Here is a 25277-nt window from a genome sequence, read left to right as displayed (position 1 = left end):
GTGCGATTTTTTAGTCTCTTACATTATTTTTTAAAGAAAGGAGCAACATTCGATGACTATTAGCGTATTGTTTTTAAGTATTACGATTCAAAGAAATAAAATTTCTAAAGATGAAATGTTTCATAATGAGCAAATAGAAAAAGCTATGAATGATGTTAAGGAGCGCCAAGCACTTTATTGTGATCACATGTAATTCCTTTTCGAAAGGAGGAATTCATTTATGACTTTTCATATTTTCTTTTTTACGACTGTACTTCAGAAAAACACTTTAACTGAAGCTGAGATCCATCGTAAACAACAAATAAAACAACTGACTGATAAAATGACTGACATTAAAAGTTCATATTATACGCATATGTATTAAAAATATATTTTTAAGGAGAACTACCTTCATGAAATTTAAAGCATTCTTTTTAACTATCACCATTCAAAAACGTAAACTTTCTCACAACGAAATTTTACGTGAGCAACACATTCAATCCATTATGGACGAAGTAAAAGAGCGTCAAGCTTCTTATTACAGCCGTCTTTTCTAATAAACTTATAAAGGGGTTTTATCTAATGAAATTTAAAGTATTCTTTTTAACGATCACAATTCAAAAAACTAAGTTCTCGGACAGTGAGATATTGCATGACCATCAAATTAATAAAGCTATGGAAGATGTAAAAGAACGTCAAAGTCACTACTGTAGCCATCTATAATTCCTTTCGAAAGGAGGAATGTATCATGAAGTTTCATCTTTTCTTCTTAACAATTACAATCCAGAAAGAAATTTTTTCTGAAGATGAATTAAAACAAGAGCAACAATACAAAAAGATTATGGACGAAATTCGAGATCGTAGAAGCAAATACTACACTCACCTATAATCCTTTAAAATATAAAACTTGAAAGGAGTCGATTATGATGTTGATAGCACGTTGTAAGGAAATGATTTGGATAGTTCAGAGGGATTCCACATAGTTTTATTGGAGCTATATCATACAACTTTAACGTTATATTTGATATGTAATAAATACACAATAAAATTGTATTTGTACAATTTTTAAATTTGATTAATAAACAAAAAGATACACCACTTAAAAAGCGGTGTATCTTTCTCAACATATACTATTTTCGATTACTTCGTTTCGTCTTAAACAATCTCACTAAGTTCGATACAACTGTTTTCGTTACTGCATACACTGGCACCGCCAAGATCATTCCGATAATTCCCGCAAAGTTACCTACCCCTAAAATTAAAATAATAATTGTTAACGGATGGATATTTAATTTTGAACTCATAATACGCGGTGAAATGATGTTACTTTCAAACTGTTGTACAATTGTTACGATAATAATTACGTACAACGCTTGCATCGGAGATACAAACAAACCTACAATAACAGCTGGTGCTGCACCGATAAATGGACCTAAGTTAGGAATTATATTTGTAAATGCAGCTATAATTCCTAAAACAAAAGCGTACGGTAAATCGATAATTAAATAACCGATAAAAGTAAAAGCACCTACAAATATACAAACAAGCGCTTGCCCTTGAATATATGCAGATAATGTTTCGTTCGTTTCCTTAATGATACGAAGCCCTTCTTCACGGTATGACTCTGGTAATAAACTTACTGCTTTTCCTGGAAACGCATGTCCATCTTTAAACATATAAAATAAAATGAACGGTACTGTAAAAATAACTAATGCGACGTTCGTTATGATACCAAATAAAGCCGTTGCACTCGACGTAATTGTGTTTGGTATATCCTTTAAATATTCAATTGCATTTTTTTCAATTGTTTCAATGGAAACATAGTTTTGTGTAGATAACCATTCAAACAATCTATGATGGGATAAATCTTGTATGTATAGTTTTCCCTCTTTTATATAGCCTGGCATATTTTTCACTAAATCCATTAGCTGTTGTGAGATCGTCGGAACAACTACCCCAACGCCAACTGCAGTTAATGTTATGATAAAAAGATATAACAGTAAAATCGCTAAATTTCTAGGTACTTTTTTCTCCTCTAAAAAGACTAACACCGGATTAAATATGAAGTATAAAAATAACGCGATTAAGATTGGGAAAAACAGCGTTGATATGAAGATACCAATCGGTTGAAATAGAAACGATATTTTTGTGCAAATAAATATGATCGCTACAACCATTAGCACTTCTAATGTCCAAAAGTGCACTTTCGATTTCAAAAAAACGTCCTCCTTTAAACTAGCACTTCTCTTCATTGTACCAAAATAAGTAACAATTTCACATAATATTTTCCTTTACAATATTCCAAAATGCCAATAAATACACTACAATGAGATTACATACAAATTTGCAGGTAAAGGTGATAAAAATGACACAATGCATCATTTGCAGAAAAGATACGAAAGAACTTAGTGAACAATATGTCATCCCAGAAATATTATGTGGATATTATTTCACAAACTCAATTTGTGATACTTGTCATGAACAAATGACAACAAATATTGATCGCCCCTTAATTCGGCATAAATTAAGTCAGTTTAAGATTGAGCACATGAAAAAACAGATTGACTCCCCACTCTATACGAATGAGCATGGTGAGGAACTTGCAGTGGCTGAGACGGATGTTGTTGAAGTAAGTGACGAAATACTTTATTCCAATGCATTAATTATGAAACTATGTAAAAAGCACGATATTTCACTACATAATGAAATTTGGAAAGAAGAACGTGTAACGAAAGTAGCTAGCTCTATTCAACGTGAATTACTTTTAGATAACCGTAAGTATAAAATGAGTGTATTAAAAATGGCTTATACTTTCGCTGTACAAGCAGTCGATGGCTATTTTGAAGATCAAGATGCGATTGATATTTCTAGCATCCTATCAAATGCCGACTTCATGGAATTAAAAGAAAAGAGCATTGTTCGTGATTTAAGCAAAAGTTCTTTATGGAATACATTAAATACAAATAGCGAAAACCACTACTTTATTTTATTAAGTGATAAAGATGGCCTCTTCTGTTTCATTCGTCTATTTGATATTTTTGATGTTGTCGTTCATTTATCAGAAAAGAGATATGAACTTCCTTCACCAATTGTCGGCGTTAATGATGTAAATAAGCAAGAATTTTACGTTCAAACTTTAAAACAGTATATGGACGGGCTCTTTAAAGAAAAATCACCTTTTATTTAATTAGAAACAGAACATACGGTCTCCTTTCTTGATGAAAAGACACTGTGTTATAATAAGTATGAAAAGAACAATACAATCACATAAACCAATTATAAATTGTATATAAATAAAAAAGACTAGTGTGCGGCTACACACTAGTCCACGTAACTTAGCAGATTGGATTGTTCATTTATCCTATTTGTTTCTTACAAACAAAACAACCCACATTCTATTGGCATAGGTGGGTTGTTATTTTTTGAGCTTGTCTATTAAAACGACGACGAATGTTAACAATGCAACGAGAAACAGTCCACCTTGCAGTAACAACGCTATTTCACTCACTTATTATCACCCCCCTCCTAATTGGAGAAGTGATAATTGAACAACCAACCGCACCTTAAGTTACTATTTAATTTTACCATATTTTCTGATAGTTTACGATGAAAACCCGCAAGTGATTTACTTGCGAGTTTTTTACCCCGTATTAACAGGCAGTAAACAAAATGAAGCAAAACATAGGTGAAACTGCCTCTAAATACCCGATTGGTGAAGGCTAATAATCCTTTGGGACAATTCACCCAAAGGATGAAAGCTTCACTTTATTTCTCACTATTTTTTTAATGCATATGCATCAGCTATCATTTCACCAACAATTTTATTTTCTTGCTTCTTATCTTCCTTCAATAAAGGAAATAACAGTTCTGCCACTTCATATGCCTCTTCTAAATGTGGATATCCTGATAAAACAAATGTATCAATTCCTAAAGCTTCATATTCTTTTATTCTATTTGCTACTGTATGCGGATCTCCAACAAGCGCAGTACCTGCACCACCTCTTACAAGCCCGATGCCAGCCCATAAATTAGGACTTATCTCTAACGACTCCCGTGTACCTTTATTTAAATGGGTCATTCGTTTTTGACCAACTGAATCATATCTTGCAAATGTCTTTTGAGCAAGCTCAATTGTCTCATTATCTACATATTGAATTAAACGTTCTGCCTCTTCCCACGCTTCTTCTTCTGTTTCTCTTACAATTACGTGTAATCTAATGCCAAATTGAACCGTACGCCCCTTTTCTTCCGCAAGTTTTCTTACTTCATCTATTTTCTCTTTCACTTGCTTTGGTGGCTCGCCCCACGTTAAATATACATCACTATGTTCTGCTGCAACTTCCTTTCCAGCAGCGGATGATCCTCCAAAATATATAGGAGGGTATGGCGTTTGAACTGGTGGGAACACAACTTTACTATCTGTAACTTTAATATGTTTTCCTTCTAATGAAATGGTCTCACCTTGCAAAGTCGATTTCCAAACTTTTAAGAATTCATCAGCTGCTTCATATCTTTCATCATGTTCAAGATATAATCCATCTCCTTGTAATTCAACTGGATCTCCTCCAGCTACTACATTAATAAGTAACCTCCCGTCTGAAATTCTATCAAATGTAGAAGCCATCCTCGCTGCAACTGTCGGTGACATTAGTCCTGGTCGAACTGCTACTAAAAACTTTAATTTCTCTGTCTCAGCTGCAAGTGCCGATGCAAGTACCCATGGATCTTCACAACCTTGACCAGTTGGAAGTAACACACCTGAATATCCTAAATAATCGGCTGCCTGTGCAACCTGTTTATAATAACCATACTCAGCTGCTCTTCCTCGTTTTGTCGTTCCTAAATATCGACCATCTCCATACGCCGGAATAAACCATAATAATTCCATACCTTTACACACCCCTTATTTATTTTGAAACGTACACTAAAATACTCTATATAAATTACCCCTAATAATTTATATGTTAATTTCCTATCTCTCCTTTAAAATTATCTCGCCATCTTAAAAACTTCACTTCTAGTAAACGAATAAGTGAATCAGAAAACTTCCCAACGAATGCAAAGATAATAATACCGACAAATACAATATCTGTATTTGAAAATTGCCTTGCATCCATAATCATATAGCCAATACCTTCTGTAGATCCCATAAGTTCTGCTACTACTAAACTCACCCATGCTACTCCTAATGATAATCTTGCCCCAAGTAATAGATTTGGCAATGCTGCCGGTAAAATTAGTTTCGTAATTAATTTTCTTTTACTAAACTCTAACACTCTCGCAACATCAAATAACTTTGAATCTACACCTCGTATTCCTAGAAACGCATTTACGTATAAAGGAAAAAATGCACCATCTGCAATTAATAACACTTTCGATGTTTCACCAAAACCGAACCATAATACGAAAAGCGGTGCAACAGCTAAGTGAGGCACAGTTCTTAACATTTGTACTGACGGATCTAAATATTGCTCGCTTCTCGTTGAAAACCCAACAATCGTTCCTAATATAATTCCTAGACTCCCACCAATAAAGAAACCAGCCGCAGCCCTGAATACACTGATACTTAGATGACCGTATAACTCTCCTGTTTTTATAAGTTCTTGAAAAGCTAGAAATATATCTAATGGCGTTGGTAAAACTGTTTTAGAGACTAAATCGAATACGCCAGCTAACTGCCAAATAATTAATACGACAATTGGTATCGTAATCGCTCTTACTAACACTTTTACATTTGTCTTTCGCAATTTTTTTACATTGCTTTTGCCAATCGTTATACTCGCCCTTTTCACAACAGCCTTCGTATTTTCCAATTTACAAAACCTCTTTTCATTTCGCCTTTATTGCTTTTTCTACGAAAGAATTATCTACAACTTTATCTGTTTTGATTTCTTTCTTTATAGAACCGAGCTTATATTGAAAATCTGCTGTCTGTTGCTGTTCTGCAACTATTTCTTTCGTTACCGGAACTAAGATGGGTTTGTCGTGATTAAACACTTCTTTTACAATATCTGCATCTATTTTCTTTGCAGAAGTGTATATTTTTATTGCTTCATCCAAGTTTTCATCTTGCCATACACGTGCTTTTTCATATACTTTAAGGAATTTCTCCACTAATTCTGGATGCTCTTTCGCAAATTTTGTTCTCGCAATTAAAAACTCTGGGGAAGATACCTTTAATTGTTCACCATCTGTAATCACCTTCGCTCCTTTATTTACCGTATGTAACGATATGAAAGGATCCCAAATTGCCCATGCATCTACTGATCCTGATTCAAATGCTGGCTGCGCTTCATCTGGTTGTAACTGAATGACATTTACATCTTTTGCATTGATACCTTCTTTATCAAGCGCTCGATACAATAAATTAAATGCGCTACTTCCTTTTGCTACTGCGATTTTTTTAGCTTTTAAATCTTTTACACTCGTAATCTTGCTATCCTTTTGCACAAGAATCCCTGTTCCTTTTCTCGCATAACTTGTATTAGCAATTTCGGTAAATTCAATACCAGCTGCTTGCGCGGAAATAACTGGAGAGTTGCCAACTTCACCAAAGTCTAATCGATTTGATGCGATTGCCTCAAAATAAGGAGGTCCGCTTTGGAACTCTGTCCATTTCACCTTAACTCCTTCTTTTTTAAACTCCTCTTCAAACCATCCCTTTTTCTGTGCCAATAAAAGTGGGCTTAATCCTTGCTGAATACCAATTTGTACTGTTACATCTTCCTTCTTACTACTTGCTGTTCTTTTTTCACATCCGAATAAAAATAAAGAAATAGCTAATGCAAAAGAAAGAATTTTGATTTTTTTATACATATACTCACCCTTTCCCTATATACTTGTTTGAATTAGTCCCCCGCGTTCAAACTGCTGTAATACTTTCTTTCGAATTTCTTGGAATGACTCCGAAGTTTTACTACGCGGATAAGGTAAATTATTTTCAATCACTTTATGTATTTTTCCAGGCTTTGCACTCATGATGACAATTCTGTTTGAAAGATATATTGCTTCGTCTATATCATGTGTAACAAATATCATTGTCGTCTTTTTTTGTTCCCAAATGTTGAGCAGTACTTCTTGCAAATGACTTCGGGTAAATGCATCCAGTGCTCCAAATGGCTCATCAAGTAACAATACATTTGGATCTCTTAGCAACGCTCTTGCAATGGCAACACGTTGTGACATCCCGCCTGATATTTCTTTCGGATATGACTTTTCAAAACCGTCTAGCCGAACAATTTCAACCCATTCCTTTACCTTATCCTTCACATACTTATCTTTTAATGACAAATCAGCCGCAATATTTTCTTCCACTGTAAGCCACGGAAACAATCGATGCTCTTGAAATATAAATCCTTGCTTCTTACTCGGTTTTGTTATACGCTCCCCGTCAATAATGATTTCTCCTTCAAAATCGCTGTCTAAGCCTGCAATAATTTTTAATAGTGTACTTTTTCCGCAACCACTCGGACCAATTACTGTAACAAAATCACCTTTCTCTAATTGAAAATTAATATTCTCTAATACTTGAACAGTACGAGTTTGTTTCGAAAAATATTTTGATACTCCATCAATTGAAACAGTCACTTCTTCGCCTCCTTGAAATGATTCATCTAAATGAACAGATTCAGTATTTATGCAATAAAAAAACCAAAGGCATTTTATCAATAGATAAAATGCCTTTGGTTTCTCCAATCAGCAATACGTAATAGAATTAAGTACATATTATACAAATATTTCCGATAAGTCAACTGAGTTTTGTTAAAAAAATACATATGGTTCGTTTGAACATCCTTATTGTCATTTATTTTTTATGGTTCTTAATCCACTGTAACCAATAAGAAAACTCACATGCCAAATGCATTTGGTGCGATTTAATAAGGCTATTAGGACAAAGTGCTGGAAACTCTACAACTAGACTTACTTCTATACCAGTATCTGTATCTTTGAATTGATGTCGAACTCCACCAATAGTAGTACCGTCTTTCATACGTGCAACACCTGTTGATTGGTATTGATAAGACTTATCTCTAGGTGTCTTCAATCCCGTTTCGTCACCAAAAACAATAAAAAATTGAACTGGAAATGGAGAATTACCAGTTGTTTCGATAACTTCTAATTCATTTTCCCCAAACGGTCTTAGTACATAGTGATCAGGACAAGCTGACAAGTTCACCTGATTATTTTCACGTGATTGTTCAAGCATAAAACTGTCAATCCCATTTATCGCTTCTTCTGCTGTAATCCCATCTAAATAGATACTTGTTTTTGAAAATTTCCGTCTATTACCAGATAAAACTGTAGCGATACGCATACCCATTTCACTTAATTTAAGTTTAGACTTCAACTTATCATACATTTCATCGTATGAATAATTTAATTTTAGTTCCGTTAGTTTTTTTATCATATCGTCTGTATCATTTAATTCTTGCTCTTTATGTCCTAATGTATTTAAAACTTTTTTAATACGTTCTCTTTTCCATTTTGTAAGTTGTTCATTCGAAATATTGTTTCCATCGATCATAATCTTCATATACATTCTCCTTCTCTTTGATCATATCGCAGTGTATTTAATACTAAATTAACCATTTCTTGCTTCGTATCTAAATTCAAATTCACCTCTGAATGAGCAACACTGCTAAGACCGTATAAAATAAAACCTGAAGCTAGTAATGAGTTATCAGTATTAAAAATCCCCGTTTTCATCCCTTCCTCAATCACTTGTCGAATTAATGGCTGAATTCGCGTGAATAATTTCTGTTCCAGTTGAAAATGTTGTTCTGTCTGAAAAGAACTCACATTTTTATAAGGCGCTAATTTTTCAATAAATGTCCAAAATATATTTAGAGAATCTTCCATCTTTTGCATGACAGACCGTTCATTTGAAATTAGTACTTCTTCGATTAACTCCATATTTTTCACAATAAAATCATTTAACACTTCATCAACAAAGTTATCTTTAGACTTGAAGTAATAATAAAATAAGCCTGTTGCTACACCTGCATGATTCACAACATCTTTTATGCCAAATCCTTTCATACCATTTTTCATATATAGTTCAAAGCCAATATCCATTAACTCTTGTCGTCTTATATCTGGTTCTTTTGATATTCTTTTCATAGGTCATCTCCTACTAATTTTGTCCTCGACTGAATCTGATTCAATCATAAACGACTGAACTATATTCAGTCAATATTAATTTCCACAAAAAAGAGTAATCCCAAGAAATATACATCTAACCTTAGACTTATCAAAAAAGTTAGATTATATAACTTGAGACTACTCAATTTCATTAAACACGTACTCTATTTTCAAATCGATTACAATTTAGTTTAACCTCACTCTTTCTGTTTCTACAATCATTTGAGGAAGCGTCTTTTGAATTATTTCCTCTAATACATGAAGAGCTTCATTCACATAACCATCCTCAAACCTTTCTAAAGGCTCAGGCAACTCATCCTCATCTAAAATAAAATATTCTCCACTTGGAAGTACCAAAACATCAATAATTAAGTCTTCAAATGACACTAGTTCATCTGTTATTTGCGTATTTTTTACAACATTAAAATAAGAGCCTACATACATTCCATTCTTATCTCTCCATATGTATAAATTGTACGGACGATTTTCCCAGTAGTATGCAATGGTGTAACTTCCTTTTGGGATTGTTAAACTCGCACAATGTGCAGTCATTGTAAATGAATACTGAACCTCATGAAATAACACAATACTTTGCAACTGCTTTTCAAGTAATAAGCAAGTGTGATCTACCGTTGTCGAGTCATATCGTATTTTTCTTTCTATAATTTCACTTTTGGATGTTAGTAATTTATTCATTCTTTGTTTCCCCTTATGCTATTTCTAGCTTTATTATATCGGTTTATATAGTCATAAAGAAGTATTTGGTCTCCAAGTACACAATAAAACTCCCTCTTATTTTAGAAGGAGTTTTTCACTGTCCATGCTTCATATTTTTTCACTTCTAATGGAAGCTCATTTGTTTTCAGCCACTCTACTGCACTACATACAAGTGGAGATGAATTGTCTTCTGTAATGCTTTCTATAGAAACCCATCTCGCTCCTAAAGAATCTTGACCTTCAAATTGTTTTGGTACTATGATTTTCCCTGCACTCTTTTCAACATCATACAAAACTGCAATATGGTGTACATGTGTATAATCTTTAAACTTTGAAGGGTATTGAAAATCAACCGTACCTACTTGCTTTATAACCTTTACTTCTAATCCAGTTTCTTCTTTATATTCCCTATGGAGTGCCGATAACAACGACTCCTCTTCATTTAAGCTCCCACCAGGTAGATCATATCTGTTCTTATATGGACCTTTAATTTTATCTATTACTAATATGTTATTGTTTTCGATACAAATGCCATACACACCAAACGCACGATGAAAATTAGTAGCATTATTCATATTTTAACTTCTCCGTTACCCTATCATAAAAGTTCCGTTCTTCATCAACATTTAAATGGACACGACTTACTGTTTTAGAAAATCCATATAACAATTGTACTTTCGCCGGCTCTTTAAGTATAATTTCAAATGTTGGCGGTTCCTTTATAAATTCCATCACCGTTGCGTCAAGAACCTCTTTCTCTTTCTTTAAAAGTTCTCCTTTATAGAATGTAATCTTATCAATTTGTGTAAAAGGTATAATGATTTTCTTTCCTAATCCGATTTGAATGATTACCTTTTCTTCCGTAACAATAATTGGATTTTTACGCATTGCTTGTATTTCAGCTAAAAAATAAAACATTGCATATACGTTTAAAATAAGTAACACCCATGCTACAACTGGATTCCATTGATGAAACAAATAATGAAAGCCGATACTTTCTATTAAGGTCGCATGGATGATCATAATATATACACCTATTGCGCCAGTCTTTTTGTGATATGAGTATACGTATTCACCTTCTGGTACTTTTTCACGCCACGATAAAAATGCATAATAGATTAACTTACACTCTGTTACAATAATATCTACTAATTTATTTCTTTTCATAGCAGCGTCAAACGCAGCATCAATTGCATAAGAAAATGAAGAATACTCACTTTTATTTTCTTTATATTTTTTTATTATGTTAGGAAGCTTTCTAACAATTTTATATAGAAGGAATAACTCTACACATACAAAAGCAATTTCTCCTGCAACTATACTATAAGAAACGTATGAAAAAGCTTGTAAATAGTCGCTTGGAATAATAAATCTTGCAAATATATAACCAGCTATTACGACAGGGAATATATACGTTAACGAGTATCTTTTTCGAATAATAAAGAAATACGTAATGACCGGAATTACAAACATACAATCTAATAATGACCCAAGAACAACTTCTTTCGGAGTAGCTGGTACAATCGGAAGAGCATACAATAAATAGTTTGATAATAAGATTAAAGATACGAGTCCAATCCATATACCTTTTCGCCTTCGCGAAAGTGTGACACTCATACTTTCACTCCTCTATTTAAAAACCTCGTTTAAATGGTCTTTATAAAATGAAATAGCCCGTTCAAACTCTTTAACTTCTTCTACTTTTACGACTGTTTCAAGTAATAATTTCATCGCGGATTCATGATCGTTTACGTTATATTTCGCTAATGACAAAAATACTTTCATCACATCATTATCTGGAAACTGCTGCAAACCTGTTTCTAAAACAGTAATTGCTTTATCATACTCGCCTATACAACGATATGTACTACCAAGACCGATATATGCGCCGCAAAGTGACTCCCCTTCAAGACCGTTTGCAATTGCCTGTTCATAATACGGCATAGCTTCTGTTTCAAGACCCATTACATCATGTATCCAGGCACATTGATAAAGTACTTCTGCATCCCTCGTAAAGTTTGTTAATCCGATGAGTATCTCTTTAGACTGCGCATATTTCTTTTCTTTCCGGAGTTTAATAGCTTGCTTTAATAAATGTTCCATAGAATTCACTCCTCACCAATTATTCTATGTATCCATATTGAATGGTTAACGTTTGTGTAAAAGTAAAATTCCCATAAATTAAAGTTTCGCTTACCAATATATACTATGCGGATTCACTCTTATCCAAATACTTAAAATTATAAAACAGTAATGCGATTACATAGTACTTCTAACCTTTTGACAATTTCTTTCGCTGTTTCATCTTTTCCATTACATAACTGCCATTTACCGTCTTGTCCAATTACGTAGTGCATTGCTCCGCGCGAATATAAAGAATGTGGTGAATTTGCAATCATTACACTCGCCTTCGCTTCTTCCATTCTATTTTTCGCTCTTTCAAACAGTTCTTCTTCATTTACGTCACTTTCAAGTTTAAAGCCAACGAGTACAGTTTCTGGATCCCACTCTTTTATTTGTTTTAATACTTTCGGTGCCTTTTGAAAATGTATAATTGGCGCTATATCACTTGAGATTTTTCCATTCATATCAAGAACATTGCCCTCTTGATCACAGATCTTGTCCACAATCCAATCAGATCCAGCCGCTGCCATAATAACCGCATCGACTTTTTCATGCGTAATGATACTCTTCATTTTATCTTGTAAATCAACAATTCCTTCAAATGGGTGTAATTCTAATTGATTGTTTATATCATTCGGTTTCTCCGCAAAATAACCATGTAAATATATAACATAGGCCCCTTTACTTATAAGTTCTTCGGCGATTATCCTTCCAATTGTTCCTTTTGCCATATTCGTATGACCACGAACTTGATCCCATTTTTCTAAACAACCACCGCTTGTAATTAATACCTTTTTCCCCTTCATTGTAACCATCCCTTACTAATTTTTCTTACGAAACCATTCTGTTCCAAAATCAACTATATCACGTTGTTTCATAAGACGGCACTTTGCGTTTCCTATTTTTCCTATTTTTACAGTTCCTTTTTGCTCAAATTCCACACCAATTTCTACAAATTTGTCAGAATCGTAATCCATATCAACAAATTCTTTCCACACTCTTTCACCATTTTCTATAATGGGTGCCCCTACTTTTATTAACTCACATGCACCAGAACGTACTTCTGATAAATGTACAGAAGTATTGGAATCATATCCAACACCAATTAATAATATGTATCCGTCTAAATCGTATATTTTTCTTAATGGAGATTCTTCTCCTAAACTCATTGATAGTGACTGATTCATCGTTATTTCTTCTGCATGTCTTCCCCATGCAGCAAAACTTCCTAATGGATGGTTACTACGTACTACATTCGGATATGTACGAAAACATTCAACTACTTTTCCCATTGCCCTTGTTGGCGTTATATGTGGCTCAAATGCTGGGACGTTATCCCGAATAATTTGCCACCATTCTTCAGGTACAGGTGGTCTTGACCAATGTTTCGGATCAGATAAATCCGAAGATTGAGTTGGCATAATAATCGTTCCCTCTTCTGTAATAACTTTCATTAATGCTTCTACTACTGCAACTGCACCTCCAGATACCCAGCCTATGGAACTTAACGAAGAATGTACAATAACTGTCATTCCTTTTTCTAATCCTAATTTTCTTAAATCATTTGTAATTGTTTTAATTGTATTTGGCAATGGCGTACTTGCCACTATTTCATTCATTTTCACGATTGTTCCCCCATTTTATTTTAAACTACTACATACATATATTATCATATTTTTCTTAATTTTTAACTTAATCATTTTTATCTACGCAAAAAATGGTAATATATTGATTTTATATAACAAAAAAGGCAACATGAAGGCGTTACATCACAGCAATAAAAACAATATATTTAAACGAAAGAGCCCACCAAAAATGATGAGCTCTTTGTTCCATTTATCCTTCAATTGTAACTCCAGTAAACATCGATAAATTTCCCGTTATTTTCTCACCTACACGTAAAAATAACCCTGCGGCTCTCCCGCTAATACAGTGTGAACCAATTAATAGTTTACCAGTATACGGACCATCCCATGTGTCAATTGTATAGTCAGGCATTTCTATGTATTGCTGATATATTTTCTGCTGTTCAAAGTAATACTCTGTTTTATCTTCAGCTAATAGTTCATTATTTTCAAATATAGATACCCCTCCGCCTTCACGGCCGTATAAAGGTTTAGAAACATAGGATTCATTTCTTTCTATAAATGGTTTATTTGTAAAATATGTTGGTAAGAAGTATTTTTGAATGGTCTCTCGCTCTTCGTCCCCAAAGAAAACTTCATCTTCATAAAGCTGCCAAATTAATGCGAGCACACTTTTATTTTGCATAAGGAAAGCAGCTGGTGGATTAATGATTTCCACTCTACCTTGCGCAATATGATCTAAAAACTGGAGTCCAATTCTTTTCCCGTTTTTATCAGCATCTGAAACTAAATATTCAATTGGATATAGTCTATATAAATAATGAATTCGTTCACCATTTTGCGTATAAATACCATCATCTGCAACGACGATATCCTGTATACCTATATAATCCGTTGACTGATTTAAGCAATAACTTCTTAAAAATTGAACCGTTTGATGGTCTTCATCATGCCAATCATAACTCGTAAAATAAATCGTTTCTCTAGGATCTATACTATAGTCATGTTTAATTTGTTCCCACGCCTGCACAATATGCTCTTCTATATGATTTGGGTGATTTACATCGTGATAACGGCATAATACTTCATTTGCGACCGATGGCTCTAAATAACCTGTTGGTGTATCACAATTTACTTCTATTAACTTTATATCTTCACCATTTACGATAAAGTCAAATCTCGTAAAATATGAAAACAAACCAGTGTGTTTCATTCTCGCAATTTCCCACGTTTCAGCAGGAAATCCTAGTGTTTGAAAATCTTCTGTCGTATTTACAATATATTGATACGTTCTATATAACACGTACATAATTTCTTCTGTCGCTTTTGAAATAGCAGTATAAGTTTTTACTGGCATACGATACATACCTGTTGCCATGTATTGATTCCATTCTTCCTTCTCTAATAGACTCGGCCACGTAAATCCATTCCGACCAGCCTCTTCCGCAAGTGAAAACCATACTTTCATATACTCTTTCTGCTCTTGTTCTGTATACATAATCCTATTATCCTTTCGTGTTATGATCCGGCCGGTGCTTTTGCGTTCCCAATTCCACTTGAACCTGAATTCACTTTTGGCGTTTGAGTCGTAGATGATTTCGGCGTATTTGTATCTGGCGTCGCTTTATTTGAGGAATTTGGCTGTTGTTTATTTAAATCCACTTTATTAGAAGAATTATTGTTGTTACTGTTAGTTCCGCCGTAGTATCCTCCTCCACCGCTGCCACCAGTTCTACTTTGGTCTTTCTCACGATATGGAATAATATTATTTGCATACGGTTTCTTCATTATATTTGGTTTTGCTGTATTATTCATATTTGAAGTTCTACTTGCTAATAAATATCCTGCTACGAATGGAAGTATCGGTAAATGTGAATTTTCATGATACGATGAAAATGATGGATTCATTTCCTTACATAACTCATCATTTTCTACATTTTCATTAGTAGGCGTTTTATCATCGCAATTTAATGTTTCTTGTTCATTTCCCTGTTTTGCACCATCTGTTTTAACAGCAGTACTTTCTTGTTGAGCAGTATCTTCTTCATAATCGCCACATCCAGTTAATAAAAAAGATGATACCCCTATTGAAGTAGCAATTTTTATAAATTTACTTTTATCCATTCTCATGTGTTATACACCTAATTTCCATTATCTATATTTTTCCAGATACCTTTATTATATAATGTAAATGTTACTTTTTTCAAACTAAACACAATATATATTTGCATATTTTCGTACTATTTTTCCAAATAACAATGAAACCTTTCAATCCCCGGATATTTTTCTCCTAAACTTTTAATCTGAAAACCAATTTTCTTATAAAATTTTACTGCCTCAGCGTCTGTCTCTGCCTCTAAATACGTCAATTGATACATTCTTACTATTTCCTTTATCATTTGCACCGCTATTCCTTTATGACGATATTGCGGTACCACTGCTATGTGGCATATTCTCGCTTTATTTGCTCCGATTATTTCCATACCTATGCAAGCCTTTTCTTCATATCTATGCAAAGTCCCTTTATTGCTTTCATAAAATAAAACTGCTTTCTTTTTGCTAGTTTCACTTGGGCCGACTGCATACAGTAGTACATTTAATATGGAATCTTTCTCAATTTGTTCAACACATTGCAAATTCATATCATCATTCCTTTCTATGAAAAAAGATTAGCTCTTTATATAAAGAGCTAATCTCATTACGCAGTGATTTTTTCTTCTTTCTTCACAACGACTGCTACATAACTATGTAGTATCATTCCGATAATAACGAGGCTCATACCAATCCAAGATAAAGATGACGGAATTGGTGCAGATAACAAGATAAGTTCTCCCACTAGCGCAAATAAAACCTCACCAGACTGAGTCGCTTCCACTGTTGCTAGTTTTTGTGGATCATCTTTTACAAGATCTGTTGCAAAGAAGAATAGTACAGTCGCGATTAAACCGGAACTAACTGCTACAATAAAACACTGGAAAACTTGGCTACTTGACGGTAGACCACCTGTTGATACTTCATAACCAGATAGTAAAAACCAAAATGGTAAACTGGCTAATGTCATACCGAGAACTCGCTGGAATACATCTAACTCACCTTTACAAACTTGCATCATTTTTCGATTTCCAAGAGGATACGCAAACGCTGCAATAAGTACAGGAACGACACATAAAACAGTTTCACGAATTCCTAATGAAGAAGCATGTTCTACTTGCATAAGTACAACACCGCATAAAATAATACCCGACATAACTAATTCCTTCATTGGGAGTTTTTTATGTAATGGATCTACCGCAAAAAATGGTGTTAATAAAATCCCTGCGACGATTGTAATTTGCCATGTTGATGCAACGAGCCAACCAGGTCCAAAAGCTCCGGCAAAACTAAGTGGTGCATAGAAGAGACCAAATCCAACGATACTCCAAACTAACCATTCTTTCGGATTGTTTTTCATATATTGAAAGAGTTGCTTTAAGTTTCCTCTATACATGACAATAAGTAAAAGCATTGGAACCATAAAGTAGTACCGTAATGATGCACTCCAAATCCAGCTTCCACCTTCTAAGTCCATCGCCCGGTTTAAAACGAAGGTAAAGGCAAAGAAAAATGATGCCAATATCCCTACTGCTATAGCTTTCATTATAAAACCCCTTGTTCAGTTTCTTCTTACTACTATACAACAATTTAAATATAATTAAAATTCGAATTTTTCATCTCGCGTGTATCTAGCTCTATATAGCTTTCTTAACTGACTAATATGAGCTTGATGGTACCGATTATGGTCAGCTATGTGCCATATCCCCCACCTTATAGTCGCATTTTCTCCCTTTTCATAAAAAACCTCTCGTGTTAAATCATTTTCTGTTAGTTTCATACATTCCTCATAAAACATATGTTGCACAACTTTATAATCTTGCATTAATTGTTGCAACGTCTGTTTTCTTAAACTTGGCAGCTCTCCTGCTTCATTTAACATAGGTCCATATATATTTTCAAGTGCGAGCGGAATTGCTTGTCCTTTTAATCGGTACACCCAATGTAAATCGACAACTGCTAAATGTTGAAGAAGTTGTCCAATACTATTTTCATTATTTTCTGTCCCTTTAAATGACAGTTCTTTTTCATCAGTTCCTTCTACTAACTTTTGCAATCGTTTAAATGTATCAGTGACCGTCGCATACAAAATCGCTACTTGCGGGTTCATATTTCTTTCCAAACGTAGATCTTTCATACGAAACTCCCTCTCTTATAAAAACAACACCATATGTTCATCATCACTATACACACCATTCATCTTTATAGCTCTCTTTTCAATCCCATACGTTTTAAAGCCCATAGATTCATACAACTTTTTTGCTGGCTCATTTGTGGAAACAACACCTAATGTCAATTGTTCCAAGTCCATTTCTCTTGCTCTTTCAATTGCCTTACGTATTAACTCACGTGCAAGGCCACTTCTTCGATTGCTTGCATCTACATACATGGCAACGATATGCCCTTTATGTTTATACGCCTTTTTCTCTTCTGTTAGTAAAGTGACAACTCCAACTAATTGATTCTCTTCATTAAAAACACCAAATGTACAACTAGTAGCAGCTGTTAAATTACTTTCCACTCGCTTAATAGGATTTTCCTGACGAATCGCCTCTTCATAAGTTGTTACAAATGCCTCAGGGTTTACTTGTAATGCTTGTAACCGTAAGTCCCAATATTTTTTTGCATCTTCTTTCGTAAGTAATCGAATCATATTTCTCTAGCCCCTTTTAATTAACATAATATTTTTATAAACTACTAATTAAAGATTGATATTCTTCTCTTAACATACTATAACGATAGCGATGAATGAACTGACCTTTACGTAATCGATCATTTCTCATTAACCCTTCGCATACAAAACCAGCCTTTTCATAGCTCTTTCTAGCTTGAAAATTATCTTCATCTACACGTAGCCATACTTTTTCTAATTCAAATTCAAAGAATGCCACATGTAACATACTATTTAAGGCCGCTATTCCATACCCTTTACCCCAGTATTCTTTATTACCAATTGCGATTCCCAGTTCTGCATTTTCATTTGTTTTATCAAAGTTTTTAAGATCTATCCATCCAATATGTATGCCGTTCTCTGTAGTGATTGCTCTTTGTTCATAACCATTTTTTCGATTTATACATGCTTCAATCCATTTTTTTGTATCTTCACGAGTGAACGGTGGATATTGATCTGGTACAACTAAATGTTTTGTTACTTTTGTATCTAATGACCATTGATATCGGTCTTCTACATCATCTAGTGTCAGTTCTCTTAATTGAACGAATGGTATATTCATTGTATTATCCCCTTTTTACTTTCCTATAGAAAACCCTTCGAACATTCTTCCTCCATACTGTTCTAGCGTTTTTTCTACAAAAGTAATTAATTTCATTTTTTCTCCCGTTGTATAAAAATGATCGAACGCCGCTACAAATTGATCTGCATAATGTTCATCATATCTTCTAAGTACCCTTATAAACCATTTTGAACTTCCAAGCCATTTCCCATTTACTCTTAATACATATTCATGTAATAAATCAGCTAATAAATTCGCGATAAACAACTCTTCTTCTCTTTTTGATGCACCAATAAAATCATCCAGAGTATCTGTAATAAAATAACGCTTCTGCTCCATCATTTCTTCCGTCCATTTAGCTGGTCCTTTATTTAGTAACTCATTCGCTTCGCTTTTTAATTTCTCAACAATTTCATTTTCCCCTTTTAATACAATACCTTCTGCAACTAATTGTGGTAACGAAGGTCTTCCGCGGTCACAATCTATTTTAAAAAAGGTTTTTAACGTTTCAAAATTATGTACAAATACCTCAACTGGCCATCCATTACTATAGAAAGATTCTCTATAACAAGATGACAAACTACAATCTATTATTACAATGTCCAGATCAGATGTTTTTGTCGCTTCTCCTCTTGCAACACTTCCTCCAAGTAAAGCTACATCACAATTCGGAAATTGTGATGTAATGATGCTTTGTGCCGCTTCCATTGCTTTCATAACCGTTCCCCTTTTCTTATTTCACTTTCTTTTTTTCAGCTCTTTCACTCGCTTTTTTTATATACGGCTCTGCGTCTGGTGTTTTGCATGACGTTGCCCCGTGATCAACGTGTACTTTTCCAATTTCACGTGCAATTTCAATCGCTGCTTGCTCTAAGTATTCATTACGAATTCCTATCGCGATTAAAGCACGATTCATCGCTTCTTTTTTTCTATTTTTTTCATTATGTATATTTACTTTAATTTCTTCTAGATACGGAGAGAAGAAATCGTCTTGTAACGTTTTATTTTTAATCGCTATATTTGCTAATAAAGACCAGCCTGCTCTTCCAATCCATTCATCATCACACGTTGTCCATTCTTCCATTCTTTCTATCGCGATCGGCGACGTACAAATAGCCGTCATTAAAACATCCATTAAACAATAATAATCAACTTCCTGTACCCATTTATTTAGCAGTTCTGTCGTAACTTTCTTTGGATCTAAAATCATTGTTGCTAATGTCATTGCATCCATATTTTTTGTTTCCCATAATAAAATTGCTAAATCATGATCTTTTTTTATTTTCTTTTTTAACAATTTTAAATTAGCAAAACTAACTCCGAATAGTGGCTCTTTCGCCCCATGGTTTTTATACGTTTTACGATTCTGTTCTGTTCCGTATTCCTCTAGCTGCTGCATTACTTCTTCAAGTAACATATGTCCACCTCTTTATCTTTTCTGTTGACTTCATATATGTATGTACGATATATTCTACATTACTTTTTGGTTTTCCTATATTTATTTTTAAAATACGGTATGTGAAATTTTACAGGTGCGTTTTAATGCAACAGGCACACTCTTCGTCAGCATTCTCTGTATAACTCACTCATTGGGTTTATTATATATAGCAACAAACTACATGCATTTTCATTCCATCCTTGTTTCATTTTAGTAAACCAGCAAAATATTGAAATCTTGCATACTTTTGGACAAACTTTTTTGCTCTTGTAAAAAAGTTTTTTTGCAATTACCTCCCTATAATTGCTAATATAGTAGAGTAGAACTTTTATAGAGAGAAGGAAAATTATGCACAATGGAATTCGAATGACAACTTTAGTGAAAAGGGCTATGTTGATTTGCGCGGGGGTATTATTTACATACGAAGCGGCCTTAGGATCAGCACATACTGCTCTAGCGAGTACAGAGGATGAAGCAAAATCTGTTCAACTTGTAAGTGAAATTCAATCATCTCTTGCACCGAAAGAAGCTCCAAAACAATATAATGGGCAAGTTAGAAAAGTAGCTTACTTAACATTTGATGATGGTCCTGGAAAATACACAGCTGAGCTTTTAGATATGTTAAAGAGAGAAAATGCAAAAGCAACATTCTTCCTTATTGGTTCAAATGTAAAAGCTTTCCCTGATCTTGTAAAACGTGAAGATGCTGAAGGCCACTACGTTGGAATGCACAGTATGACTCATAACTACAAGAAACTTTACACAGAAGGTCATTATGTAGATGAGATGAAGGAAGATCAAGGCTTAATCGCTGGCGTTTTAGGCAAATCACCAGTATTAACTCGTCCGTCTTACGGATCAATGCCAGGATTAAATGAGGCTCTTCGCAACAAAGTTGTTGAGAATGGCTTAAAAGTTTGGGATTGGACAATCGATTCTTTAGACTGGAAGTATAACAAAATGCAGGTTGATGCTGCATCAGCTAAAATTGTAGAAAACGTTCTAAATGGCGCTAACAAGCCAACAGAAGTTATCCTTATGCACGATATTCACCCACAATCCGTAAAAGCAGTACCTGGTATTATTAAAGGACTGAAAGAAAAAGGATATGAATTAGAAGCCTATAGTGAGAACGAACACTTCCCATTAAACTTCTGGCATGATAATCGTATGTAATGAAAAAGACTTGATTTCCTTTATTTAGGAATCAAGTCTTTTTATCGTTTTAGAATTATTCCTCGTATATTCCGCTCAAACTCCCCCTTCTCTAATATTAATAAAAATTCAAAATCACATGAATTTAACTTAAAAACATCACATGTTATACTATAATCTAGTTTAAATAAGTAGGTGCCATATGATCGTTTATACAGTACAAACTGAAGAAGCTTGGAAGCAATTTAAGAAACTTGGTTATTTAGAAGGAAGTAAAGAAAACATCGATTCCAATTTTATATATTCATATGACTGGATGGTGCGTGTTGCTAAAACAAGATTGCCTCATTACGAAGGTAACTATCCTATTTGGGTCTGGGAAGCAACTAATTACCCAAACCGAAATCATAAAGCTTGGGGTAAAAAAAATTCAAAAATGGTAATTTTAACACTAGAGGTACCGAAAGAATGGGTACTATGGAGTGATATTAGTTACTGGTGTTGTGCCATGGGTGATAGTTCTATGTATTTTCACAAAGCAAATAAACCTGCACTGGAAGACTGGTATACCTATATGGATAAAAAATACGGGATAATATTCGATTTTGACTATTTATTATCTCATCCTGATTGGTATAAAGATAAAGGGGATTCATTAAAAAAACAAGGTGTTATCGGCAAAATCCCCCTTTCCTTCGTAAAAAAAGTAAGGCGTTTTCGTGCTAAGGAAGATAAATCGCTTTATACACTCAGAAGTGATAACTGGGATAATAGGAAAGAAAACCGTATTAAAAAGATGAATCGAAAATTAAGAAAAAAAATCAAAAAGCAAAAAAAATTGCAAAAGCGACTTATACGAAATTAAAACAGAGGTATCAAAATACAGTAAGAAATTATGGATTGAATCTACAAATTCAATCCTATTTTTTATATTATCAACACTTTAGCACATATTACTCTTAAGGAGTGATATGTATATGGATTTTCTTTCAGCTGAATATTTGTCAGCCTTGCTTGCCATTATTGTAATTGATTTAGTTTTAGCGGGTGATAATGCCATTGTAATTGGATTAGCAGCAAGACGATTACCGAAAGATCAACAAAAGAAAGTTATTATATGGGGAACTATCGGGGCAATCGTGATTAGAGCTCTCGCTACTTTAGTTGTTGTTTGGTTGTTAAAAATACCAGGGCTACTTCTAATTGGTGGTGTACTTCTTATATGGATCGCTTACAAATTAATTGCTGAAGGCAAAGATCATGATATTAAAGCAGAAGAAGGTTTTTGGTCTGCTATTAAAACCATTATCATTGCTGATGCATTAATGGGCATTGATAATGTCCTCGCTGTTGCTGGAGCTGCGCATGGCAATTTTTCTTTAGTAATCATCGGGCTATTGGTTTCAATTCCAGTAGTAGTTTGGGGCAGTACATTAATTTTAAAATGGGTCGACCGTTATCCTATCATTATTACAATTGGAGCAGCTGTTTTAGCTTATACTGCCGCGAAAATGATTGTGGATGAAAAGTGGTTCACTGCATTTTTCGAAAGTAACCCTTTCATTAAATGGGCATTCATCATTATTGTCATTGCTGGTGTAGTGTTCTTTGGAAAGATGAAACAAAAGACTAAAGATGTTTCTATATAATAACAACGTTCTATTTATAAACAAAAGCGCCACTCATATGAGTAGCGCTTTTTAATATTTATTTCGTTTCCCCATCTTCAGTCGTCTTTACCTTCGTTTTATTTTTATCACGATGGTTATAGTTGTACTTCGAACGATCAACCGGTGTAAATCCTTCCGGTGTGTAGAATCGTAATAAGTCACCATTTACAACTTGGTCAGAGTATTTTAACGACTTTTGAACCATTTGTTCATTTTGTTTTATTTCGTCTGTTAATTCAACAGGTTTTCCAGTAGTAGTATCATAGTATTTGCCGTTCAGTGCAGTAACTGTTGGGCTTACGTAGTTACCGTTACGGAACGGAACGACTTGTTTATGCTCTGGTGATAATAAATCGGATCCGAACTGGACATAATTTTTCGTATCAGTACCTAGTAAGTGTAATAACGTTGGAAGAACATCAATTTCTCCTCCGTATTGATGCTGTACGCCACCCTTCATTCCTGGAACTCGAATGATTAATGGTACACGTTGTAATTGCGCATTTTCAAATGAGTTCATTTCTTTACCCATTATTTGAGACATTGCTGCACTATGATTATCGGAAATACCGTAATGATCACCGTACATAACGATAATCGAGTTATCGTATAAACCAGATTGTTTCAAATAATCCATAAATCCTTTTACTGACTCATCTAAATAACGTGCTGTTTGGAAATATGTGTCTACTGATGAATCACCTGTTTTAGCTGGTTCAATCGTTGCTTCCGCTTTATCAATCGGATAAGGGAAATGGTTAGATAACGTAATAAATTTCGTATAGAACGGTTGTTTCAATGTTTCTAATAATGGAATGGATTCATTAAAGAACGGTTTATCTTTTAAACCGTAGTTTACTACATCTTTTTCGTTCATATCATAGTATGACGCATCGAAGAATTTATTAAAACCAAATGATTTATAAATTTCATCACGGTTCCAGAACGTTTTATAGTTACCGTGAAACACTGCTGATGTGTATCCTTGTTGACCTAAAATAGCTGGTGCTGATTGATACGTATTATGAGCTTTATTTGTAAAAACAGATCCTTGCGGTAATCCATACATTGAGTTCTCTAACATGAACTCCGCATCAGATGTTTTACCTTGTCCTGTTTGATGGAAGAAGTTATCAAAGTATAACGTATTCGCATCTTTTGTAAATGAGTTTAAGAATGGTGTAACCTCTTGACCATTTAGCTTATAGTTTAATAAAAAGTTTTGGAATGATTCTAAATGAATATAAATTACGTTCATTCCTTTTCCTTTACCAAAGTACTCTGGATTTGGACTTGCATATGTTGATGCAAGATAATTCCTAACCTCAGTCATATTATCTCCATCAGCTAATGCTCGTTCTGTTGATGCTTTCGCACTTTGAATACCATCATAAATTGTAAAGTTGTACGCGCCTAAATATTTTACAATATAGTTACGATCGAATGTTCTTGTTAATAGTTCCGGACGGTCAGATTCTGCAAGTCCTAAGTTAACGCTGAATAATAAAATACCTGCTACAAATACTAGAGATAATTTATGCTTCGCAACACGGATTGGTTTAGGATTTACAAATTTCGTTGCGACTAAAACAATTAGAATAATCGTATCTAAGAAATATAGTGGATCATATACGTGTAGCAATGCAAAAATACTACCACCTAAATCTCCAAAGTTATTCGATTGTGTTAATGTCGGGAACGTAATAAAGTCACTGAAAAAGCGATAGTATACGACGTTTGCGTATAAAAGAATCGACAATAACAAGTTGATAACAATTAACCAAATATAAGATCGTTTCCCTTTTGCAAATAATGCAAGTCCTAAAAATAGAACTGCTGAACTAAGCGGGTTAAAAAACAGCAAGAACTTTTGGATTGTGTTTGAAATTCCTAAATTAAATTCTGTTACATACGCTACATATGTTTTGAGCCATAATAATAGAACGGCAAACAGGAAGAATCCAAAATGATTGCTTAACACACTTTTGCTCTTTAATAAGAATTGTTTCATTTCTCCACCTCTTTTGATCATCCAAGGCTTATTTTTTTATAAGTCTGTCTCTCTATTCAATTTTTTATCTTCAAATAGATTTTATATATTTAACTATATGAAGAATACTAGTAATTATAATTTGAAGCTAGT

Annotated in this window: 33 protein-coding genes; 9 read left to right on the top strand and 24 right to left on the bottom strand. The window is 34.0% G+C overall.

What is annotated here, in order from left to right; translation table 11 throughout:
* Positions 1–52: 52 nt before the first annotated feature.
* From MR079_RS14695 to MR079_RS14675, 5 genes are read left to right on the top strand one after another with little or no spacing between them, the layout of a single operon-like run.
* Complete coding sequence (locus MR079_RS14695) at positions 53–193, top strand: YrzI family small protein (RefSeq protein ID WP_000156179.1); 141 nt, start codon at positions 53–55, stop codon at positions 191–193.
* A 27-nt stretch (positions 194–220) separates the two neighbouring features.
* Positions 221–364, top strand: a complete 144-nt coding sequence (locus tag MR079_RS14690) for a YrzI family small protein (RefSeq protein ID WP_000142732.1) — start codon at positions 221–223, stop codon at positions 362–364.
* 28 nt (positions 365–392) lie between these two features.
* Positions 393–536, top strand: coding sequence for a YrzI family small protein (locus MR079_RS14685; RefSeq protein WP_000668957.1), 144 nt, complete (start codon positions 393–395; stop codon positions 534–536).
* Between the two features lie 25 nt (positions 537–561).
* Positions 562–702: a YrzI family small protein gene (locus MR079_RS14680; RefSeq protein ID WP_000669812.1), complete on the top strand. Its 141-nt coding sequence runs from the start codon at positions 562–564 to the stop codon at positions 700–702.
* A 25-nt stretch (positions 703–727) separates the two neighbouring features.
* Positions 728–868 (top strand): YrzI family small protein, encoded by a 141-nt coding sequence (locus MR079_RS14675; protein WP_000668488.1) that lies wholly within the window; start codon positions 728–730, stop codon positions 866–868.
* Between the two features lie 241 nt (positions 869–1109).
* On the opposite strand, the gene MR079_RS14670 is transcribed toward MR079_RS14675, so the two are convergent.
* On the bottom strand, positions 1110–2195 hold the full coding sequence (locus tag MR079_RS14670; protein WP_000837888.1) for an AI-2E family transporter: 1086 nt from the start codon (positions 2193–2195) through the stop codon (positions 1110–1112).
* 149 nt (positions 2196–2344) lie between these two features.
* On the opposite strand from MR079_RS14670, the gene MR079_RS14665 reads away from it, so the two are divergent.
* Positions 2345–3166 (top strand): HNH endonuclease, encoded by an 822-nt coding sequence (locus tag MR079_RS14665; protein WP_242294199.1) that lies wholly within the window; start codon positions 2345–2347, stop codon positions 3164–3166.
* A gap of 228 nt (positions 3167–3394) precedes the next feature.
* Here MR079_RS14665 and MR079_RS14660 read toward each other — a convergent pair whose 3' ends face one another.
* The 22 genes from MR079_RS14660 to MR079_RS14555 form a co-directional block, all read right to left on the bottom strand.
* On the bottom strand, positions 3395–3487 hold the full coding sequence (locus MR079_RS14660) for a putative holin-like toxin (RefSeq protein ID WP_001289320.1): 93 nt from the start codon (positions 3485–3487) through the stop codon (positions 3395–3397).
* Positions 3488–3754: 267 nt separating this feature from the next.
* Entirely contained in the window at positions 3755–4867 is a 1113-nt protein-coding gene (ssuD, locus tag MR079_RS14655; RefSeq protein ID WP_242294198.1) for an FMNH2-dependent alkanesulfonate monooxygenase, read from the bottom strand.
* Positions 4868–4943: 76 nt separating this feature from the next.
* Entirely contained in the window at positions 4944–5792 is an 849-nt protein-coding gene (locus MR079_RS14650; RefSeq protein WP_242294197.1) for an ABC transporter permease, read from the bottom strand.
* Between the two features lie 16 nt (positions 5793–5808).
* Positions 5809–6795 carry an aliphatic sulfonate ABC transporter substrate-binding protein gene (locus tag MR079_RS14645; RefSeq protein WP_242294196.1) on the bottom strand — a complete coding sequence of 329 codons (987 nt, stop codon included), beginning with the start codon at positions 6793–6795 and terminating at the stop codon, positions 5809–5811.
* Positions 6796–6810: 15 nt separating this feature from the next.
* A complete protein-coding gene (locus MR079_RS14640; protein ID WP_208735706.1) occupies positions 6811–7566 on the bottom strand; it encodes an ABC transporter ATP-binding protein in 756 nt (251 codons plus the stop codon).
* A gap of 217 nt (positions 7567–7783) precedes the next feature.
* Positions 7784–8512 (bottom strand): hypothetical protein, encoded by a 729-nt coding sequence (locus MR079_RS14635; protein ID WP_242294195.1) that lies wholly within the window; start codon positions 8510–8512, stop codon positions 7784–7786.
* The gene (locus MR079_RS14630; RefSeq protein WP_000822614.1) at positions 8509–9099 is read right to left on the bottom strand and encodes a TetR/AcrR family transcriptional regulator; all 591 of its coding nucleotides are present in this window, start codon (positions 9097–9099) and stop codon (positions 8509–8511) included. The genes MR079_RS14635 and MR079_RS14630 overlap by 4 nt, the downstream gene beginning before the upstream one ends.
* Before the next feature lie 207 nt (positions 9100–9306).
* Positions 9307–9816 carry a ribonuclease FAU-1 family protein gene (locus MR079_RS14625; protein WP_242294194.1) on the bottom strand — a complete coding sequence of 170 codons (510 nt, stop codon included), beginning with the start codon at positions 9814–9816 and terminating at the stop codon, positions 9307–9309.
* A 101-nt stretch (positions 9817–9917) separates the two neighbouring features.
* Positions 9918–10412: an NUDIX hydrolase gene (locus MR079_RS14620; RefSeq protein ID WP_242294193.1), complete on the bottom strand. Its 495-nt coding sequence runs from the start codon at positions 10410–10412 to the stop codon at positions 9918–9920.
* Positions 10405–11454 (bottom strand): hypothetical protein, encoded by a 1050-nt coding sequence (locus MR079_RS14615; protein ID WP_242294192.1) that lies wholly within the window; start codon positions 11452–11454, stop codon positions 10405–10407. The genes MR079_RS14620 and MR079_RS14615 overlap by 8 nt, the downstream gene beginning before the upstream one ends.
* A gap of 12 nt (positions 11455–11466) precedes the next feature.
* Positions 11467–11940, bottom strand: coding sequence for a tetratricopeptide repeat protein (locus MR079_RS14610; RefSeq protein ID WP_000400626.1), 474 nt, complete (start codon positions 11938–11940; stop codon positions 11467–11469).
* 137 nt (positions 11941–12077) lie between these two features.
* Complete coding sequence (locus tag MR079_RS14605) at positions 12078–12767, bottom strand: phosphopantothenoylcysteine decarboxylase domain-containing protein (RefSeq protein WP_242294191.1); 690 nt, start codon at positions 12765–12767, stop codon at positions 12078–12080.
* 15 nt (positions 12768–12782) lie between these two features.
* Positions 12783–13580: a BA2930 family N-acetyltransferase gene (gene aacC, locus MR079_RS14600; protein ID WP_139865912.1), complete on the bottom strand. Its 798-nt coding sequence runs from the start codon at positions 13578–13580 to the stop codon at positions 12783–12785.
* Positions 13581–13797: 217 nt separating this feature from the next.
* Positions 13798–15045, bottom strand: a complete 1248-nt coding sequence (locus MR079_RS14595; protein WP_139865913.1) for a glutathionylspermidine synthase family protein — start codon at positions 15043–15045, stop codon at positions 13798–13800.
* Between the two features lie 20 nt (positions 15046–15065).
* Positions 15066–15677, bottom strand: coding sequence for a hypothetical protein (locus MR079_RS14590; RefSeq protein WP_242294190.1), 612 nt, complete (start codon positions 15675–15677; stop codon positions 15066–15068).
* A 110-nt stretch (positions 15678–15787) separates the two neighbouring features.
* A complete protein-coding gene (locus tag MR079_RS14585; protein ID WP_242294189.1) occupies positions 15788–16189 on the bottom strand; it encodes a GNAT family N-acetyltransferase in 402 nt (133 codons plus the stop codon).
* A 56-nt stretch (positions 16190–16245) separates the two neighbouring features.
* Complete coding sequence (locus MR079_RS14580; protein ID WP_000643664.1) at positions 16246–17184, bottom strand: DMT family transporter; 939 nt, start codon at positions 17182–17184, stop codon at positions 16246–16248.
* 54 nt (positions 17185–17238) lie between these two features.
* The gene (locus tag MR079_RS14575) at positions 17239–17775 is read right to left on the bottom strand and encodes a DinB family protein (protein WP_242294188.1); all 537 of its coding nucleotides are present in this window, start codon (positions 17773–17775) and stop codon (positions 17239–17241) included.
* A 15-nt stretch (positions 17776–17790) separates the two neighbouring features.
* Complete coding sequence (locus MR079_RS14570) at positions 17791–18291, bottom strand: GNAT family N-acetyltransferase (RefSeq protein ID WP_242294187.1); 501 nt, start codon at positions 18289–18291, stop codon at positions 17791–17793.
* 34 nt (positions 18292–18325) lie between these two features.
* The gene (locus MR079_RS14565; RefSeq protein ID WP_242294186.1) at positions 18326–18871 is read right to left on the bottom strand and encodes a GNAT family N-acetyltransferase; all 546 of its coding nucleotides are present in this window, start codon (positions 18869–18871) and stop codon (positions 18326–18328) included.
* Positions 18872–18886: 15 nt separating this feature from the next.
* Complete coding sequence (locus MR079_RS14560) at positions 18887–19588, bottom strand: nucleotidyltransferase domain-containing protein (protein WP_139865918.1); 702 nt, start codon at positions 19586–19588, stop codon at positions 18887–18889.
* A gap of 16 nt (positions 19589–19604) precedes the next feature.
* The gene (locus MR079_RS14555; protein WP_139865919.1) at positions 19605–20288 is read right to left on the bottom strand and encodes a DNA alkylation repair protein; all 684 of its coding nucleotides are present in this window, start codon (positions 20286–20288) and stop codon (positions 19605–19607) included.
* 369 nt (positions 20289–20657) lie between these two features.
* Here MR079_RS14555 and MR079_RS14550 point away from each other — a divergent pair, with 369 nt between their 5' ends.
* The 3 genes from MR079_RS14550 to MR079_RS14540 all read left to right on the top strand — a co-directional run bounded on the left by MR079_RS14550 (position 20658) and on the right by MR079_RS14540 (position 23113).
* The gene (locus MR079_RS14550) at positions 20658–21485 is read left to right on the top strand and encodes a peptidoglycan-N-acetylglucosamine deacetylase (RefSeq protein WP_000551433.1); all 828 of its coding nucleotides are present in this window, start codon (positions 20658–20660) and stop codon (positions 21483–21485) included.
* A gap of 181 nt (positions 21486–21666) precedes the next feature.
* Positions 21667–22329, top strand: a complete 663-nt coding sequence (locus tag MR079_RS14545) for a DUF3841 domain-containing protein (protein WP_242294185.1) — start codon at positions 21667–21669, stop codon at positions 22327–22329.
* 112 nt (positions 22330–22441) lie between these two features.
* The gene (locus MR079_RS14540) at positions 22442–23113 is read left to right on the top strand and encodes a TerC family protein (RefSeq protein WP_139865921.1); all 672 of its coding nucleotides are present in this window, start codon (positions 22442–22444) and stop codon (positions 23111–23113) included.
* A 58-nt stretch (positions 23114–23171) separates the two neighbouring features.
* Here MR079_RS14540 and ltaS read toward each other — a convergent pair whose 3' ends face one another.
* Positions 23172–25145, bottom strand: coding sequence for a lipoteichoic acid synthase (gene ltaS, locus MR079_RS14535; protein ID WP_242294184.1), 1974 nt, complete (start codon positions 25143–25145; stop codon positions 23172–23174).
* Between the last annotated feature and the right edge of the window lie 132 nt (positions 25146–25277).

Origin of the sequence: Bacillus cereus group sp. BfR-BA-01381 (genome assembly GCF_022663555.1) — a bacterium.
Lineage (GTDB): Bacteria > Bacillota > Bacilli > Bacillales > Bacillaceae_G > Bacillus_A > Bacillus_A pacificus.
Note: the sequence above shows the minus strand (reverse complement) of the source record. Positions and strands in the feature narration are given on the sequence as shown.